At 74.3% G+C, this 17965-nt stretch carries 14 protein-coding genes; 4 read left to right on the top strand and 10 right to left on the bottom strand.

Going from position 1 to position 17965, the window contains the following annotated elements; all coding sequences use genetic code 11:
* Window positions 1–170 precede the first annotated feature (170 nt).
* Together ABT070_RS42845 and ABT070_RS42840 are read right to left on the bottom strand one after the other, a co-directional pair.
* Window positions 171–3572 (bottom strand): S8 family peptidase, encoded by a 3402-nt coding sequence (locus tag ABT070_RS42845; RefSeq protein ID WP_351768407.1) that lies wholly within the window; start codon window positions 3570–3572, stop codon window positions 171–173.
* A 136-nt stretch (window positions 3573–3708) separates the two neighbouring features.
* Window positions 3709–5358: a glycoside hydrolase family 13 protein gene (locus ABT070_RS42840; protein ID WP_351768406.1), complete on the bottom strand. Its 1650-nt coding sequence runs from the start codon at window positions 5356–5358 to the stop codon at window positions 3709–3711.
* A 268-nt stretch (window positions 5359–5626) separates the two neighbouring features.
* On the opposite strand from ABT070_RS42840, the gene ABT070_RS42835 reads away from it, so the two are divergent.
* Window positions 5627–6595, top strand: coding sequence for an LAETG motif-containing sortase-dependent surface protein (locus ABT070_RS42835; protein ID WP_351768405.1), 969 nt, complete (start codon window positions 5627–5629; stop codon window positions 6593–6595).
* A gap of 305 nt (window positions 6596–6900) precedes the next feature.
* Here the strand turns inward: ABT070_RS42835 and ABT070_RS42830 are convergent, their stop codons facing one another.
* Entirely contained in the window at window positions 6901–7860 is a 960-nt protein-coding gene (locus ABT070_RS42830; protein ID WP_351768404.1) for a nucleoside hydrolase, read from the bottom strand.
* Window positions 7861–8272: 412 nt separating this feature from the next.
* On the opposite strand from ABT070_RS42830, the gene ABT070_RS42825 reads away from it, so the two are divergent.
* Complete coding sequence (locus tag ABT070_RS42825; protein WP_351768403.1) at window positions 8273–9058, top strand: hypothetical protein; 786 nt, start codon at window positions 8273–8275, stop codon at window positions 9056–9058.
* A gap of 163 nt (window positions 9059–9221) precedes the next feature.
* Here ABT070_RS42825 and ABT070_RS42820 read toward each other — a convergent pair whose 3' ends face one another.
* From ABT070_RS42820 to ABT070_RS42805, 4 genes are all read right to left on the bottom strand, one after another.
* Window positions 9222–9950: a GAF and ANTAR domain-containing protein gene (locus tag ABT070_RS42820; protein ID WP_351768402.1), complete on the bottom strand. Its 729-nt coding sequence runs from the start codon at window positions 9948–9950 to the stop codon at window positions 9222–9224.
* A gap of 85 nt (window positions 9951–10035) precedes the next feature.
* Entirely contained in the window at window positions 10036–10860 is an 825-nt protein-coding gene (locus ABT070_RS42815) for a TIGR03943 family putative permease subunit (protein ID WP_351768408.1), read from the bottom strand.
* A complete protein-coding gene (locus tag ABT070_RS42810) occupies window positions 10857–11864 on the bottom strand; it encodes a permease (protein WP_351768401.1) in 1008 nt (335 codons plus the stop codon). Before ABT070_RS42810 ends, ABT070_RS42815 begins: the two co-directional genes overlap by 4 nt.
* A gap of 146 nt (window positions 11865–12010) precedes the next feature.
* Entirely contained in the window at window positions 12011–13354 is a 1344-nt protein-coding gene (locus tag ABT070_RS42805; protein WP_351768400.1) for a helix-turn-helix domain-containing protein, read from the bottom strand.
* Window positions 13355–13485: 131 nt separating this feature from the next.
* Between ABT070_RS42805 and ABT070_RS42800 the strand changes: the two genes are divergently transcribed.
* Entirely contained in the window at window positions 13486–13656 is a 171-nt protein-coding gene (locus ABT070_RS42800) for a hypothetical protein (RefSeq protein WP_351768399.1), read from the top strand.
* Window positions 13657–13825: 169 nt separating this feature from the next.
* On the opposite strand, the gene ABT070_RS42795 is transcribed toward ABT070_RS42800, so the two are convergent.
* Window positions 13826–15232 (bottom strand): hypothetical protein, encoded by a 1407-nt coding sequence (locus ABT070_RS42795; protein ID WP_351768398.1) that lies wholly within the window; start codon window positions 15230–15232, stop codon window positions 13826–13828.
* 63 nt (window positions 15233–15295) lie between these two features.
* Window positions 15296–16588: a PP2C family protein-serine/threonine phosphatase gene (locus tag ABT070_RS42790; RefSeq protein ID WP_351768397.1), complete on the bottom strand. Its 1293-nt coding sequence runs from the start codon at window positions 16586–16588 to the stop codon at window positions 15296–15298.
* 158 nt (window positions 16589–16746) lie between these two features.
* Between ABT070_RS42790 and ABT070_RS42785 the strand changes: the two genes are divergently transcribed.
* Window positions 16747–17193 (top strand): hypothetical protein, encoded by a 447-nt coding sequence (locus ABT070_RS42785; RefSeq protein ID WP_351768396.1) that lies wholly within the window; start codon window positions 16747–16749, stop codon window positions 17191–17193.
* 85 nt (window positions 17194–17278) lie between these two features.
* Here ABT070_RS42785 and ABT070_RS42780 read toward each other — a convergent pair whose 3' ends face one another.
* Window positions 17279–17806, bottom strand: a complete 528-nt coding sequence (locus tag ABT070_RS42780; protein WP_351768395.1) for an SH3 domain-containing protein — start codon at window positions 17804–17806, stop codon at window positions 17279–17281.
* Window positions 17807–17965: the final 159 nt, after the last annotated feature.

The raw sequence follows: 17965 nt of genomic DNA, 5'->3' as shown, positions 1-17965 counted from the left end.
CCCCGGGGGGCCGCGCCCCGATGGCCCGCGCCCGCGGCACCCCCCGGCTCTCCACCCCCGCGCCCCCCCCCCCGCCCCCCCGTCGCCCCCCCCCCCTCTCCGGTACCGCACGGGCACCCCCGGCCCGTGCGGCGGTTCGGTTCCCGGGTGGCCCCGGGCGCCCTGGCGCCCTACCCGACCCGGTAGGCGTTGGTGATCGTCTGGGTCAGGGTGTTGCCCTGCCGGTCGACCACGAGGGCGCGCAACGAGACGCTCCCGCCGGCCGCGGGGTTGCGGACCAGGAAGCCGCCCTTGCCCACCTTCGCCTTCTCCCAGACCGTTCCGTCAAAACTGACCTCGACGGTGAGCGACCTGAGGTTCTTCCCGGCGGCGGCGCCGAGCACGGACACCGGCACCCGGACGACCGCCCCGGCCTCGGCCGTCGAGTCGAGGCCGAGACGCGGGGTGAAGCGGACCACGGAGATCGGCAGCGCCTCCTCGGCGGTGGTGTGCCCGGAGGTGAAGGTCCAGGCCGCCGAGACCTCGGTGGGCGCGGCGGCGGGACCACCGCGGGTGGCGGTCGCCATGAGCCGGAAGTCACCGGGCTCCGCCGGGACGGTGACCGCGTTCCAGCAGCCCAGGAGGTCCGGCGTGGAAGCCACCTCGACCCCGTCCCGGTACAGCGTGGCCGTGAGGGTGTCGTCGTTCGCGTAGCTCCCGTTGCCGGTGCCGTCCCGGAAGGGGGTGAGGCATCCGGTGACGGCGTCACCGTTGCGGGAGACGCCCTCGACGGGTTCCAGCCCGGGGCCGAAGACCCCCGTGCCCAGATCACGACCGTACGACCGGCCGGCCTCGTAGTGCTGTACCCCCGTGCTGTGCGACAGCTCGGGGTAGCTCCCCGTGTCGTCGTACTGCTCCAGCCCGATGAACCAGTCGTTGCCCTCCGTCGTCACGTACGTCGTCGTCGGCACGGGCAACGGCCTTACGACCCCGGGGCTGTTGATGGAACCGAAGACGTCCGGGACGACCGGTCGGGCGTAGAGCATCCCCTGCCTGCCGGTGACCGTGGCCCCCAGCGCGGTGCTGATCCTCGCCATCTCGGTGGGCTCGGCCGTACGTGCGAACCCGGTGGCCAGCCGGTTCACCTTGCCGCCGTAGGAGTAGCGGTACTCCTTCGTATCGTTGATGTCGAGTGCGTTGAACTCCTGGTAGAGGGTGCCCTCGGTCGAGAAGTCCGGACCGAGCTGGGCGCTGCGCAGGGTCGTGAAGGACGTACCGGCCATGCCGGTCGAGGTGTTGAAATCGGGGGTGGTCAGCTCGGTGAACATCTCGGCGTACACCCGTTCCGCGGCCGGATCGGGGCCTTTGATGTCGATCGGCTTCGCGGTACGCGCGTCCAGCGTGACCGTCGTGTCCTCGGTGACCTCGAAGTGGGGTGCGGTGATGCGGCTGTCCGTCCCGTCCGCGTCGGTGATCGTCGCGTCGAGGAAGTAGACGCCCTTCGGCAGACGTGCCGTGTAGGCGTCGCTCCCGGTCCACTTCGCATAGTCGCGGCCCGCGACGCCGAGGCCCGTGAGCCCGTACAGCGAGGGCCAGTAGTCGGCGGTCGGCCCGCCGTCCGTGCCGAGGTGCCGCACCGTCACCTCGTACGTCTCCACCTCACGCTCGACGACCGCCGTCGTCCGGACGGCCTGGCCCGTTCCCTGGGCCGTCACGGTCGCGGTGTACACGCCGTCGGCGTCGCCGCCGAGCCGGGTGTCGGCCGTCAGACCGACGGTGGCGGTCCCGTTCGCGGGGACGGTCAGCCGCTGGGCGCCGAGCGTGAACATGTCCGCCGGGGCGGGCTTTCCGCCCGGTCCGACGGCCGCCGCCGACAGGTCGAGGGTGACCGGCTCGCTGCCGAGGTTGCGGTAGGTGAGCTGCTTCGTGACGGGTGCGTCGTCCGTGTGGGGGTAGGCCTGCCGCGCGAACGCCACCGAGGTGGGCTCGGAGACGACCGTCTGTCCGACGGCCGCGGCGACGTCGACACGACCGCCGCCCTCCGCGAACGGGCCCGCGCCGGCCGGCCGGGCGCCGGCCACCAGCGCGGCCTTGAGCTCCGCGCCCTTCCAGCCGGGATGCTGCTGCTTGAGCAGCGCCGCCGCGCCCGCCACATGCGGGGTGGCCATGGACGTGCCCGAGATCGTGGCGTATCCGGGCGGCTGCTCGCCGGCCTCCCGGGCTATGACGCTGCCGGGCGCGACGGCCGCGGTGATGTCCACTCCGGGCGCCGTGATGTCCGGCTTGACCACGAGGTTGTCGGTGGTCGGACCACGGCTGGAGAAGGACGCGACGACGTCGTTCGCGTCGACCGCGCCCACCGCCAGGGCCTTCTCGGCACTGGCGGGCGAGGAGACCGTGCCCGCGTCCGGGCCCTCGTTGCCCGCGGCGGCCACGACGAGCAGACCGCGCTCGGCCGAGAGCCGGTTGACGGCCTCTTCCACCAGGTCGACGCCGGGCCGGTCCTGGACGCCCAGACTGAGGTTGACGATGTCGGCGTTCTGGGCGGCCGCCCATTCCAGGCCGGCGACGATGTCGGACTCACTGCCGTATCCGTCGTCGTCGAGCACCTTGCCGTCGAGGATGCGGGCGCCCGGGGCGACCCCCTCGTAGGTGCCGCCGGACTTCGCTCCGGTACCGGCCGCGATGGATGCCACATGGGTGCCGTGGCCGAAGCGGTCCTTGGTGTCGGGCGAGGCGGAGAAGTTCCGCTCGGCCTCCTGCCGGCCCTGGAGGTCGGGGTGCGTCTCGTCGACTCCGGTGTCCAGGACCGCGATCCGCACCCCCTGGCCGTCGTAGCCGGCCTGCCGGGCGGCGGGCACACCGATCTGCGCCGTGCTCTTGTCGAGGCTCGCCCGGCGCACCCCGTCGAGGGAGATCCGCCGCAGGCCGGGGTCGGCGGCGCGCCGGCCGGTGCGGGCCGTGCCGGAGGGCCGGGTCAGGGTCTTCCAGACGTCTCCCGCCGAGGCGTCGGGCACGGTGAGCGCCTCGGCGCCGATCCGGGGGAGCGAGCGGCGGACCTTGGCCTCGCCGTCCGCGCGCAACGCGGACTTCAGGCTCCGGGCCGCCCGCACGGCGGCAGCGCCCGAGGTCGACCCGCGGTAGCTGACGATCAGTCCGGTACCCGCCGTGTGGCGCTCGCGGTACGCGGCGGCGTCGAGTTCCCCGATGTCGAACAGCCGCTCGTCGACCTGGCCCGTGTCCAGCAGCGGCCGGGCGTCGAGCGGGAGGACCAGGGTGTGTTCCTCGGTCCTCTCGATCCTGACGGGTATCTTCTCGCGGCCCTCGCCGGGCACGATCCGGACCGGCTCGCCCGCCGCGCTCACACCCACCCGGTCACCCGTGATCAGGGTGATCCAGTGGGTCGCGGGGGCGGCGGCGCCCGTCCCCGCGGCGCCGGCCGCCCCGGCCGCCCCGGCCGCCCCGGTCGCGGCCGGGGCGACGGGGGCGGCGGCGGCCGGCAGTGCGCCGGCCGTTCCCGCGACCAGCGCGAGCGCCGCCGCCAGGGCGGCCTTGCCGGGTCCGTGCTGTCTTCCGTGTGACTGTCCGCGCAACTGTCCTCCTCGGAGAGGCAATTCCGGCACACGAGAAACCATGTGCCTCACTCTCAACAGACGAGGTGCGCGGACCGGAATGTTTCACTTCCACTTCGGCCCGCCCCGAGCGCCCGGCCGGAACCACCACGGGTCGCTAGGCCAGCCAGACCGTCGTGTCCGGGCCCAGCCGCCCGTCGTCGTCGAGGGGAACGCTGCTCAGCAGCACCTCCCCCGGCGGCAGCGGCACCGGCCCGTCCGACAGGTTGGTGACGCACCGCCAGCCGTCGTGGCGGGCGAACGCCAGCACGCCCGGCGGGGTGTCGTCGCGCAGCCAGCCGAGCTCCTCGCCGTCGAGCAGCTTGCGGCGCAGGCGCAGGGCCGTGCGGTAGAGCTCCAGGGTGGAGCCCTGCACCCCCTCCTGGGCCTCGACGGCGTACCGCGCGAAGTACGGCGGCTGCGGCAGCCAGGCACCGGCCGCGCCGAAGCCGTACGACGCCCCCGCCGTCGTCCACGGCAGCGGCACCCGGCAGCCGTCGCGGCCCTTGCGGACGCGGCCCGTCTGCTCCCAGAGCGGGTCCTGGAGCACCTCCACGGGCAGGTCGGCGACCTCGGGCAGGCCCAGCTCCTCGCCCTGGTAGACGTACGAGGATCCCGGCAGCGCCAGCATCAGCAGCGTCGCCGCGCGGGCCCGGCGCAGGCCGGCCGCCTCGTCGACGCGCGGGGCGTGGCCGCCCGAGAGGAGCCAGGCGTTGTCGTCCGTGCCCGGCGGCAGCATGAGACGGGAGGCGTGGCGCAGGACGTCGTGGTTGGACAGCACCCAGGTGGCCGAGGCGCCGACCGCGCGGGCGGTGGCCAGGGAGTCGGCGACGACCGTACGGATCGCCTCGGCGTCCCAGCCCGCCTGGAGATACTCGAAGTTGAACGCCTGGTTCAGCTCCTCGGGGCGGGCGTAGAGGGCCCGGCGGGCGCCCGGGACCCAGGCCTCGGCGACCGCCGTGCGGGGCGGGCTGTAGGAGTCGAGGACGCGGCGCCAGTCGCGGTAGATCTCGTGGACCTCGTCGCGGTCGTAGAAGGGGTGGGTGCCGGGAGGCAGTCGGTCGAGGGCTTCCTCGCCCACGAGTTCCGGTGTGCCCAGGTCACGGAGGGGTTCGGCGAGGTCCTTGGCGAGGGCGTGGGCCACGTCCACGCGGAAGCCGTCGACGCCCCGGTCGGACCAGAAGCGCAGGGTGGTGCGGAAGTCCTCGCGGATCTCCTCGTGGCCCCAGTTCAGGTCGGGCTGCTCACGGGCGAAGAGGTGCAGGTACCACTGGCCGTCGGGGACGCGCTGCCAGGCGCTGCCGCCGAAGACCGACTGCCAGTCGGTGGGCGGGAGTTCACCGCCCGGGCCGCGTCCGTCGCGGAAGACGTAGCGCTCGCGGGCGGGGGAGCCGGGGCCCGCGGCCAGCGCCTCCTGGAACCAGTGGTGCTGGTGGGAGGTGTGGTTGGGGACGAGGTCGACGATCACCTTCAGACCGAGGCGGTGGGCCTCGGCGGCCAGCGCGTCGAAGTCCGCCAGGGAACCCAGGCGCGGGTCCACGTCCCGGTGGTCGGCGAGGTCGTAGCCGCCGTCGGCGAGCTCGGACGGGTAGAAGGGGGAGAGCCAGAGGGCGTCCACGCCGAGGCCGGCCAGGTGGGACAGCCGGTCGGTGATGCCTCGCAGGTCCCCGAGGCCATCGCCGTCCGCGTCGGCGAAACTGCGCGGATAGACCTGGTAGACGACGGCTTGGCGCCACCAGTCGGGGCGGTGGGAGGAGAAGTCGGTCATGAGCGGAAGTCTGTCCATTGTGCCCGGAAAGTGAACGTGCGAGCCGTTCGGAGTGGATCATTCCGCACGTGAGGGAGATGTGACGGAACCTTGAACTCCCTGAGGTTTGACGCAGGTTGACAGCGGTCTGTGGTCCGCACGACGATGGGCCCACGCTGTGGCCCCTGTGACCGGAGGGCCTGGTGTTTCTTCTTCTGATCTGACCAATCAGCCCCGGCCATTCAGCTCTGGCCGATCAGTCCTGGCACTCGCCAAGAATGGGATACGCATGTCCATAGCGAGACGTGTCACCGTGCGCCGCCTGCTGGGGACGGGCGCCGCTTCGCTCACCCTGTGCGCCGCCTCCGTCGCCGCCGCCTCCGGCGCCTTCGCCGGCACCGGCACACCCGGTGGCGACGGCTGGAAGTCCGGCGGCCAGTACCAGCCGGGGACCGGCGCGGGCACCGAGACGGGGACCGACCGCTGCGAGTTCTCGCTCGACGGCACGCACTTCTACAAGTCGGTCAAGGTCGACGACCAGACCCTCAAGCCGACCGAGGACGGCAAGATCCACGTCAAGGTCCGCGCGGCCGGCGACGCGTCGACGTGCACCGCCTCCCTCGCCTCCTACCTCGCCCACGGCGCCAGCTTCGGCACCTCCGGCGAGCAGGTCTTCGTCGACTTCGACAGCGTGACGGTCAAGCCCGGCCAGACCGACACCCTCGACATCTCCGTACCCGACGCGGGCTGCTTCGCGCAGATCGACCTCTACCGCGGCGCGGTCAAGTTCGACGGCAAGCTCGACGCGAAGGACGGGTTCGTCCACGGGGACCTGCCCAAGGGGCCGGACCGTCCGGTCATCAAGGACAAGCTGATCGCGGCCTGGAACGGCGGCACGAAGGACTGCACGGTCACCGAGCAGCCGCCGGCGTCCCCGCCGGCCGGGGGCAGCTCGTCGCCGTCGCCGTCCGCCTCGACCCCGGCCGAGCCGTCGAAGCCGTCGGAGCCTTCCGAGTCGGCGCCCGGGAGCACGTCTCCGTCGCCGTCCGCGCCGGAGTCGGAGTCGAGCACGCCGACGCCGTCCGCGTCCGAGTCGACCAGCGCGCCGGCCCCCACGCCGAACGGCGGTGGCGGCGACCTCGCCGAGACCGGTGCGGACAGCAACACCCCGCTGATCGCGGGCGGCGCGGCCGCGCTGCTGGCGGGCGGCGCGGCGATCGTCGTCGCGACCCGCCGCCGCAAGGCGCTGCGCGGCTGAAGCGGTCGAGCGGCCTACGCGGCCGAGTGACCGAGGGGCCGAGGGGCCGAGGGGCCGGCTCGGCCGATGTGACGCGGGCCCGGGGACCATGTCCCCGGGCCCGCGTTCTGCCTTGAGAGGCTTACGGGACTGCGGGCTTTCGGGACTGCGGGGCTTGGGTTGCCTGCGGGGCTTGGGTTGCCTGCGGGGCTTGGGTTGCCTGCTGGGGCTTGAACTGCCTGCGGGACTGCGGGCTTACGGGACCGCGGGGCTTGAGCTGCCTGCCAGGGCTTGGGCTGCCTGCGGGCTCGGGCTGTTTGGCGGGGCTAGCTTTCCAGTGTCGTCAGCCACAGCTTCACGTAGCGCTCCACGTCCACGTCCAACGCCACGTCCACGAGGGTCTGTTCGCGTGCGCCCTCGTGGATCTCGGACTCGCCGGGGCGCGGGCGGCGGTCGACGACCGTCTGGCCGCGGGCCGGACCGGGGGCCAGCGAGACCTCCACCGGGAGGAGCCCGGTGGTCAGACCCGCCGGGTCGGCCACCGCGCAGACCGCGCCCGCGTCGCCGAGACCGCCGGTGGGTGTGGGGTCGCCCGAGGTGGCCGGGTCGCGGTGGGCGAGGAGTTCGCCGGCCAGCCGGAGACGGGGCTCGGGACTCGCCCGCAGCCGCGCCACGTCCGCCGCCGGCACCAGCACCCGCTTGAAGACGTCCAGGCCGTACATGGTGATCGGCACACCCGCGGTGAGCAGGATCGCGGCCGCCTCCGGGTCGTGCCACACGTTGAACTCCGCGACCGGCGTGGCGTTCCCGGTCGTCACCGCGCCGCCCATGAACACGATCCGCTCGATGTTGCGGGTCACCTCGGGGTGGGTGCGCAGCAGCAGCGCGATGTTCGTCAGCGGGGCCGTGGGGACGAGGGTGACCGGGCGCGGGGAGGCGAGGATCTCCCGGCGCAGCAAGGCGACCGCGTCCACGTCGACCGGCCGTCGGGTCGGGGCGGGCAGACCCAGGTCGCCCATGCCGTCCCGCCCGTGCACATGCCCCGCCGTGCGGACCGGCTCGATCAGCGGCCGCTCGGCGCCCCGGGCGACCGGGATGTCCCCGGCGCCCGCGTACTCCAGCACGGTCAGCGTGTTGCGGACCACGCCGTCCACGTCCGTGTTCCCGGCCACGCACGTCACCGCCCGCACGTCCAGGCCGGGATGGCGTACGGCGAACAGCAGGGCGAGGGCGTCGTCGACACCCGTGTCGCAGTCGATGATCACGGGGATGGGCTGCTCGGTCACCTTCGGGACTCCTTCCGCACCACGGTCTCCGTCGCCACCGACCCTATGCGGGGGCGTTCGCCCCCACAGTCCGGTCCCGCGTGCCGGCGCCCGGTCCCCGATCCGGCGGAGCGGCTCGTCGGCGGGCGGCGCGCCCGGGCGACGGCCGTCGCGCAGCCGGACGGCGGCCAGGTCGCCCTGGGCCGCCCGCTGCCCGCCCGGTACCGCACCGGCCGCGCCGCCCGGACCCGAGCCCCGGACCCGAGCCCCGGGCCCGCCGCGGTCCGGTCGGCGCGCTCCGCCCGGAGCCCGCCCGCCCCGCCACCCGCCCGCAGCAACGCCGGTAACCCGTACGGCCCGCCGCGCTGGTCGGCTCGGGGCACCGGTGTTGCCGTGAGAGGAGGCACCCGCGCGCACCCCTGGAGGCACCCCGATGGCCCGTCCCGCCCTCCTGGCCTCCACACTCCTCCTCGTCACCGTCGCCACCCTCACCAGCGGCTGCGCCACCCTCGGTCTGGAGCATCCGCCGACCGCCGACCCGGCCACGCCGACCGTGGAGCGGTCCTCGGCCAGGCCCACGGCGCCGACCACCTCACCCGTCCTCACCGAGGCGCAGGCGCGCGCCGCCCTCATCACCGACACCGACCTCGGCGCGCCCTGGACCCCGACCCACGGCGCCGCCACCTGGCGGGACGGCATGCTCAAGGCGACCACCTCCACCCCCGACTGCCAGAAACTGCTCGACGCCCTCTACGCCGACGAGCTGCTCGGCGGGCCGGCCCGCGCGGTCGTCGGACTCGACGACCCGGACGCCGGCGCCCAGCTCCGCTACCAGCTCAGCGGCAGCCGTCCGAAGGACGTCGACGCCAGGCTGGCCTGGCTCAGGACGATGCCGCAGAAGTGCGCCCGGTTCACGGCCAAGGCGACCGGCGACACCGTGCTGGACGCGCAGGTCTCCGAGCTGCCGCTGCCGGAGGTGGGCGACGTCCGCCAGGGCCTGCGCGTGACCCTGACGATCTGGGCGACGGCCGAGGAGAACCCCGGCGGCGACCCGACCGCCCTCACCCTGGACGTCGCCGCCGTCCGGGCCGGGGAGGACGCCTTCGCCCTCACCAACGGCGGTCTGAACGACGCGCCGAACGCGGCGACCCAGGCGGCCGTCCAGCTCGGCGTCCGGCGGCTGGCCGACGTCAGACAGCAGGGAAAGGTGCAGGTCTGAGGATCAGGGTCAGGGTCAGGTTCAGGTCCGGGGCGCAGGTCCGCGGGTCAGGTCCGAGGCGCAGGGCCGGTCCGAGGCGCGGGTCCGGCCCGAGGCACGGGGCCGGCCCGAGCACGGGGCCGGCCCGAGGCGCGGGGCCCGGTGGGTGCGTGCGGGAGCGGGTTCAGAGGGGCAGGTCGTCGAAGCGCGTCCGCAGGGCGACCACCTCGTGGGCCACTTCCAGCACCGTACGGCTCTTCGCGAAGGCGTGGCCGCGCAGCAACGACAGTGCCTCGTCCGCGGCGACGCCCAGTTGGGCCATCACCATCCCCACCGCCCGGTACACATCGTCGTGGTCGGTGGCCAGCGGGCTGAGCCAGCCGCCCACGTCGTCCGGGTCGTCCGGCTCGGCCCGGGGCAGCGCCACCAGTGCCTCCGTCACGACCTCGGCCACCACCCGCGCCCTGCGGACCTCGTCGGCGGCGAGCTCGCCGGACACGTCCCGGTAGAGATCGAGGGTGCCCACGCACACCGCGCGGTCGCCCAGCGGCAACGCGTACACCGACCGCACCCCGAGGGCCGCCGCCTGCTGGGCGAACACCGGCCAGCGGGAGGCGTCCCGGCTCGACATCAGGTCCGCGGCGCAGACCGCCGAACCCGTCTCGGCCGCCTCAAGACAGGGCCCGTCCCCCAGGCTGACCTGCAACTCCATCACATGCGCGGCCTGCTCACCGCTCGCGCTCAGCGGCACCGGCATCCCGTCGCCGCGCAGTGACACGCTCGCGCCGCTCACCGGCAGCAGCTTCAGCACGGCGTCGCACAGCCGCTGCGGCACCTCCCGCGGACCCGCGCCCCGCGTCTCCTCGGCGATGACCTCGGCGACCCGGTCCCGATCCCGGTGACCCGTGGTCATCACGTGCCATCACCTCCGTGGACGGGACGGCTCACCTCTCGTGATGCGCCGGGTACCCCTCGCCCACCGGGGGAACCTGTCCCGGTCACGGCTTCTCGTACGGATCCGCCGGCTGTCGCACCCGCGTGACCTCGGCCGCGTCCAGGACCGGCGGCCAGGCCGCGTCGGAGCCGAGCCTGCCCTTCGGACGCCAGGTGCCGGTGACGGTGACCCAGGTGTCGGCGGGCAGGGCGTCGTCGTCCGCGTCCCGGATCTCGACCTTGCCGGTGGTGGCGTCGGCGGCGCAGCAGGTCACGACGAGGCGGGTGACGTACCAGGTGCCGTCGTCGCCGTGGGTGACGAAGCCGGTCATGCGGACCGTACGGCCCGTCAGCGAGCGTCCGCTGTCGTAGATCGCGCGCGAGCTGAACTCGGCGACCGTCAGCTCGACCGGGTTCCCCGCCGGGAGCGCCGGGAAGGCGCCGATGCCCTGCGCGGCCCGCTGGGCGGCCTCGCGGCCGGCGCTGTAGGAGCCGAGCGCCGGGGGCGGGAAGAGGAGGAGCGCGAGCGCGGGGAGGGTGAGCAGCCAGGCGACCCGGGGTCCGGCGGGGCCATGGGAGTGCCCGTCGTGACCGCCGTGCCCAGACCCGTCGTGACCGGCGTACCCGTCGTCGTCCCCATGGTCGGCGTCCCCATGGCGGGCGTCCCCCTGGTCCGCTTCCCCATGGCCGGCTTCCTCGTCGTGGCTGGGCGTGCGGTGGCGCAGGATCGCCGTCACGGCACCCAGCAGGACCAGCGCGGCCCCGGACACGATCAGGTAGGGCCGCAGGCCCGCCTGCACGTAGCGCAGGTACAGGTCGCTGAAGAGCGTGATCCGCAGGACCGCGCCGCCCGTCAGGAGGAGCAGCGCCGCCGGTCCGTACCGCTTCACAGCAGCCACCACCCCACGAGAACACTGGCGGCCACGGCCACCACCCAGGTCGCCGACGTGAACCGGACGGCGAAGGACCGGCCGAAGGTGCCCGCCTGGAGGGCGAGCAGCTTCAGGTCCACCATCGGGCCCACCACCATGAACGCCAGCCGCGCGGTGGGCGGGAAGGCGCTCAGGGAAGCGGCGACGAACGCGTCGGCCTCGCTGCACACGCACAGCACGACGGCCAGTACGGCCAGCAGCGGCACCGCGAGCCAGGGCGACCCGGTGAAGACGTCGAGGACCGAGCGCGGGACGGCGATGTTGAAGGTCGCCGCGGCGGCCGCGCCCAGCACCAGGAAGCCGCCCGCGTGCAGGAAGTCGTGCTGAAGGCCGGTGAGGAAGGCGCGGGGGCCGGTGGCGTGGGCCGACGGGGTGCCGCGCCCCGGCAGCCGCAGCCACTTCTCCTTCCCGAACCGCGCCCACAGCCAGCCCATCACCACGGCCGTGCCGAGCGAGGCGAGCAGCCGGGCCAGGACCATCTTCGGCTGCCCGGGGAAGGCGATGGAGGTCGCGACGAGCACCACCGGGTTGATCGCGGGCGCGGAGAGCAGGAAGGCGAGGGCGGCCGCCGGGGCGACCCCGCGCCGCATCAGGCTGCCGGCCACCGGTACGGAGGCGCACTCGCAGCCGGGCAGCACGGCCCCGGCGATCCCGGCCACCGGCACGGCGAGCGCGGGGCTGCGCGGCAGGAGCCGCCGGAACACCCGCTCCGGCACGAACGCGCCGATCGCCGCCGAGACGACCGTCCCGAGCAGGAGGAAGGGCACCCCCTGGACGGCGACGGCGGTGAACACCGTCCACCAGGCGGCCACCGGCGGGGTGTACAGGTCGAGCGCGAGCAGCGGCCCGAGGACGGACACGACGGTCGCGATGGCGACGAGCGCGGCACCGCCGAGCACGGCGTACACGGACGCGCGCACGACGACCCGCAGGCCGTCGGCCACAGTCCGTTGGTTCTCCACGCCCCGCAAGCTAACGGCGGCGGCTGTGCCCGACCGTCCACTTTCCCAAGAGAATGCTGTGACAGCCGTCCGCCCCCGACCGGCCCGGCCCCCTGCCGGCCCGGCCGCCTCCGACCCGGCCGGCGTTCGAGGACGGCGTTCGAGGGCTACAGCGGCGGCTGCGCGGGCGCCGGTCCCAGCGTCGTCGTCCCCGGCGCCGTACGGTGCCCGAGCCCCGTGCGGTACGCGTCCAGGGCCGCCTCCACCCGCCCCGTACGCCGCAGCAGATCCCCCAGCATCCGGCAGAGATCGGCGAGATCCCCCGCCGCCCCCGCCCGCTCCAGCAGGCTCAGAGCACGCACGTAGTGCTCCTCCGCCGCCTCCGTGTCCCGGGCGTCCTCGGCGATGATCCCGAGCAGCCGGTGCGCCCCCGCGGAGTGCACGGCGCCGCGCTCGGGCGACAGTTCCCCGAGGACGGTGTGCAGCAGCGCGGCAGCCTCCTCCGACTTGCCCCGCCGGTGCAGTACGTCGGCCAGCTCGACGGCGACCTGACTGCTGTAGAGGGCGGCGCGCTGTGCGGAGAGCATGGCCTGGGCCTGCTTCAACTCGTCCTCGGCACGCTCCAGTTCGCCGTTCTGGGCGTAGACGTAGCCGCGCATCCAGTGGCAGTTGGCGAGTTCCGTACGGAGCTGGAGCTGTCGGTACAGCTCGGACGCCTTGGCCAGCGAGGCGTCGGCCTCCGCGAGGCGGCCCTCGGCGAGCAGCGTGCGGGCGACGGACCGGTGCATGCGGGCGACCAGGGCCGGGTCGCCGACCTGGGGCGCGAGGGCGAGGGCGAACTCGGCGGCCTGCGCGGCACGGGCCTGGGCGCCCATGTCCATGTACGGGCCGATGACGGAGGCGTAGAGGAGGAGCAGCGCGTCGGGGTCGTGCAGTCCGCCCCGGTTCAGCTCGTCGAGCGTCGACTCCAGCAGGTAGACGGCGTAACGCAGTTCACCGGCGAGGTAGTGGGCGACCGCGCGGCCGCGCAGGGCGGGGACGCGCGCGGGGAGCGGCGCGTCCGCGAGAGCGGCCTCGGCGCGCTCGAAGCAGCGCAGGGCCGTGTCCAGGTCGCCCGTGTCGATCCCGCACTCCCCGAGGCCGAGCAGCGCGGTCGCCTGCTCCTCCGCCAGCCCGTGCCCCTGTGCCTCCGCGAGCAGCCCGGTGTACAGGAGGGACGCCTCCTCGGCCGCCCCGGTGGCCAGCGCCCGCTGCGCCTCGGTGAGACGCAGCCGCAGGTCGGTGACGAGGCTGGCGGGCCGGCCGGTCGCCAGCTCCTCGAAGTCGACGCCGAGCCGCTCGGCGATGTGTTTGAGCGCCTCGTCGGAGGGCCGTACCCGGCCGGCCTCCAGCGTCGAGACATAGGCGGGAGTGTAGGTCGGCTCTGCCAACTGCCGCTGTGTCAGCCCCCGTTCGACCCGCAATCGCTGCACCCGGCGACCCACGACCTCCGGCTCGTCCCGCTCTCCCACGCCCGACTCCCCCAACTACCCCTGTGCCTCTTGCCGTTGGACTATCTCAGCCCCTAGGTTAAACGGCGAGTTAAGCATGCTTAATAGCTGGCTGACGTGAGTATCGCAGTCGCCGACGTTGCGAGGTAGCCGTGCCCGGACGCACATCCGCACGCCCTTCCGCGCCCTACGTCAGGGCCGTCGCCGCGGCGGTCCTGGCCGTGACGGCCCTGATCACCGCGGCCAACGCGGGCCCGGCCAGAGCCACGGACGCCGGACCGGCCTCCCCGACGGCCCGGCACGAGACGGCCGAGCGCCGCTGAGCGCTCCGCGGGTCGGGCGGTACCTCCGCGGCGGGCCGGTGCGGTCCGGTCGCGCAGGCGCCCGCGCCCCTTGCCGGGCGGGGCCCCGCATCCGCCGTCCCGGCCGCCCCACAGGCGACCGTCCCACCGGCGACCGCCCCATCGGCGACCGCTTCACCGGCGCGGCGGCTCACCCCTGCGTCTGGAGTTGCCGCAACTGCTGCCGGACATGGTCCAGCGCGCCCTCGCGGCGGCCCGGCACCCGGCCGCGCAACCGCGCGATCTCCGGACCCAGCGCACGGGCCCGCGGCACGTCGTGGATCCGCCCCCACTGGTGGTGCGCCCGGTCGACCGCCGCCTCCACGGCGGGCGCGTCGACCGGCTGTCCGGCCTCCAGCCGGGCGGCGGCGACCGCCAGCCAGGTGCGGCAGCTGCGCTCGGCGTCCCCCGCGAACATCGCCAGATCCGCCCGCACCTCGGCCCAGTGCAGCGCCTCCTCGGACCCGGGCCCGTACGAGGCGGTGGCCGTCTCCTCCTGGCGTGCGGCGAGAACATCGGCGTCGCCGTGCCGCCCGGCCCGGACGGCTGTGGAAATCGCGTCGTGGGGGTCGGAGTCCCGCCCTTCCGGCCCGCCCGAGGCGACCGGCAGGACGAAGGGCGCAGAGACGGCCGAGGTGAGGAGCGCACCCGAGGCGACCGGGACGCCAGGGACGCCAGGCGTGTCGGGTGCCGCCGACGCGAGGGGTACGCCGGGGCCGGCGGACGCGCCGGATGCGTTCGGTACCGCAGGGACGAGCGGTGCGCCGGGGGCTACGGGCGCGAAAGACCCGCCCGGGGCTACGGGCGCGAAGGGTGTGCCCGGGGTGACGGCAGGGGTGACGGGAGGGGTGACGGGAGGGGTGACGGGAGCGTCGGGTACCCGCCGGCCGGCCGGGCCGCCGAAGGGGGTGAGCACCAGGTCGCCCACCTCGCCGTCGCCCGCGATGCGGGCCAGCGCCGCCTGGTGCAGCCGCTCGAGCGCCGGACGGCCACCGCTGCGCAGTATCGTCGCGACCGCCCTCATGTACGTCGGCGCGGCGACGGCCCGGCGGCCCGGCGGCGGCGCGATCCGCCCGTACACGGTCGCCACGGGTCCGCAGTCCAGAACGTTCCCCCGCAGCCAGTCCCAGGTCTCGGGATCCGCGCGCAGATCGAGCACCACGGTCGTGGAACCGGGCGCCCGCAGCCGCAGCTCCTCCCGGAACCAGTGCCACGGGAACGCCGTGTACCGCACGGTCGCGGGCGTCGTCCGGGCGAGCGCCAGGTGGGGCAGCCGCTGTCGCCGGTCGATCTGCAGCTGACCCGCGACGAACAGGGTGAGCGGCCCGGGGGCCACCGCGGCGGCCCTCAGCCGGGTGAGAACGGCCTGCGGATCCAGCGGGTCGGCGAGTTCGACCACGTTCGCGGTGTCGGTTCCGGCCAGCACGGGAGGCGGTACGGCCGCGAGCACGGGGAGCACGGAGGCCGCGTCCACCAGACAGCCCTTGCCCATGGGCGAGGCCGCGAGCAGCAGCACGGTTCCGGGCACGGTCCCCTCCCGCATGGTCCCTTCCCGCATGGTCCCCTCCCCTGTCGATCAGGTACCTCAGCACCGTAACCGCTGCGGGTGCAAAGGGGAGCCTCAGGCCTGCAAACGTCCCTCTACGGGGCCTTCGTCGGGCGGCGGCACGGACGACGGCGCGGGCGGCCCGGACGACGGCACGGGTGACACGGGCCGCACCGCGAAGACCGTCGTGTCGTCGGCGAGACGCCCTCGGCAGTGCCGCAGCGTGCGGTCCCGCACGAAGGCCACCAGCCGGCCCGGCTCGGCGGTCCGCGGATCGCGGGCGAGGGCCGCCGCGACCTCCTCGGCCAGCGGATAGAACTCACCGGCGGCGTCCCGCGCCTCGGTCACCCCGTCGGTGACCAGCAGCAGCGTCTCACCGGGGGCCACGGCCACCCGCAGCACCGGCGGGGGCCCGTCGTCCTGCGCGACGAGCTCACCGAGACCGAGCGGGAGGCCCCCGCCGTTCGGAAGGGCCCGTACGCCCTCCGTCCCGCCGACCGCGAGCGCCGGCTCGTGCCCGAACCCGACGATCTCGACCACTCCCCGCTCGCCCACGGCCCGGTTCTCCCCCGCCACCCCGCGCCCCCGCCCGGGGAACCCGATCAGCACGGCCGTGGCGAACCGGTCGCCGTCCGGCCGCCCGAGGGCCGAGGTGTGCGCTCGGTGCCTTCGCATCCGGGTCTCCAGCCGGCCGGCCACGGTCGCCAGATCCGCCTCGTGGTACGCGGCCTCGCGGAAGGTGCCCAGCAGCGCGGCGGCCGCGTCCACCGCGCCCAGCCCCTTGCCCTGCACGTCGCCGAGGAGGACCCGGGTGCCGTGCGGACCGGGCTGGATGTCGTAGAAGTCGCCGCCCACCCGGGCCTCGGCGTCGGCGGCCAGATAGACCGCCGCGTGGTCGAGGCCGCCCCAGGGCGACGGCAGCGGACGCAGCACCGTCCGGCGGGTCGTCTCGGCGACGTCCATCATGTGCACCATCCGTCGCTCACCGCGCACCCGCACCGAGGCGGCGAGGACGGACAGCGCACCGCCGATGAGCACCAGCACGAAGTCGGCCGCGCCTTCCTGGTACTCGGTCGGCCAGGCCGCGTCGCTGGTGGCATAGGTGAGCAGGGCGAGCGCCGCGAAGAGCGCCGTCGTCCACACCCCGCAGAGCGCGGCGGCGATGGCGGCGACGAAGACGCACCAGGAGACGATGCGGAACTCGCCGGTGGTGTTGTAGTCGGCGTAGGAGATGGCGACGAGCATCATCAGCGGCACCAGCCAGGTGACGCTGCGGCCCCGGATCTGGAGCAGTTGGTGCCGTTGGAGGACGTCCCGGCGCCGGGCCCGCGGATAGCGGTCGAGCAGGCTGTGACCGCCGGACTCCATGAGGTCAGCGAAGCACGGGGACGGAGCGCCCGCATCCGGGAGCCGCGCAGGGACCCGGCGCACGAAGCATGTGCACGAAGCCGGTGCACCCGACTTGCCACCGCCCCCGCCCAGGTGTGCCCTGGAAGGCGGGGGCGAGGAGAGAGAGGAGTCCTCTCATGGCTCATGCGGCACCCGCGTCAGACGTACGGACCACTTCCACCCGGTCCCGTACGCCCGGCGTCTTCAGCGAACGGACCCACCAGGCCGCGGAGTGGACGACACCCGTGGCACTGGGACTCGTCTACGGCTACTGGGTCGCGGCCAACAACCGCTCCGGCGGCCCCATCACCGGCTGGAACCTTCTGCTCGGCTTCGTGAGCGCGTTCGTGTTCGCGGCCCTGTGGATGGGCATCCACGCCCTGGCCCCACGCATGCGGCGCGAGCTGCACGCCCTGCTGTGGACGGCGTTCGCCGGCTGCGCCTTCGGATTCCTCTACAGCGAGACCGGCGCGAGCGTCCTGCGCTCCGTGGGGTGGTCCCTGGCGGTCTCGGCAGGCGTCTTCGTGACGCTGTTCTACCGCTTCTACACGCACGAGGACGCGGCCGGACACCGTATCCGCTGATCCGTCCACCGACAGCGTCCGCGGCAGGACGCACACGGGCCCCGGCGTTGTACGCCGGGGCCCGTGCCTTCCCTCATCCCTCCACTCACCGGCCGACCGGGACCCACTCCCAGTCACCCGACGAGGTTCCGGTGGCGCTGAAGCTCCAGGAGCCGGAGAAGCTGAACGTCCCCGAAGCCGAGACGCCGAACGAGCTGTTGGTGAAGGGGTCGTCCCAGTTGGTCCAGTCGCCGTTCTTCCACTGCGGGCACGGGTCGGCGCAGTCGGGCACCCGCGCGCCGCCGGTGTCCACGAAGGCGGCGCTCGCCCAGCCCTGGGCGCCGAAGAGCCAGTACCAGTCCGGGTTGCCGTTGACGCTCTGTCCCCTGACCATGCACTGCACACGGTCGTGGCTGCCGGACGCGAGCGTCGCGACGACGGGCGAGCGGGTGGTGGGTTCCTGTCGCACACTCAGCTCGGAGCGGGAGACGACGGTGCCCCGGATCGAGCCGTTCCCGTCGCCACCGCTGGTCGGAGGGGCTGCCGCCGCCGTGGTTCCCAGCGCCGCGCCGGCGAGGGTGCCACCGGCGAGCAGGGCCGCGGCCAGAGTCCGCAGGGCCAAAGTGGTGCGCATGATCGACCTCCTTCTCCCCAGAACCAGGAAACACCCGTTCGGGTGAACCCTCCACCGGAGCGCGCCGCCAGGGCGCTCCTGGGCGGCTCCAGGACACCCCCAAGGCGCGCCCGAGACGTCCCCGGGACACCACCCGGACGGCCGCCATGGGCTCGCGTC

This window comes from Streptomyces sp. NPDC002884, from assembly GCF_040295245.1.
In the GTDB taxonomy this organism is placed as follows: Bacteria; Actinomycetota; Actinomycetes; order Streptomycetales; family Streptomycetaceae; genus Streptomyces.
This window is presented reverse-complemented; position numbering and strand designations above follow the sequence as displayed.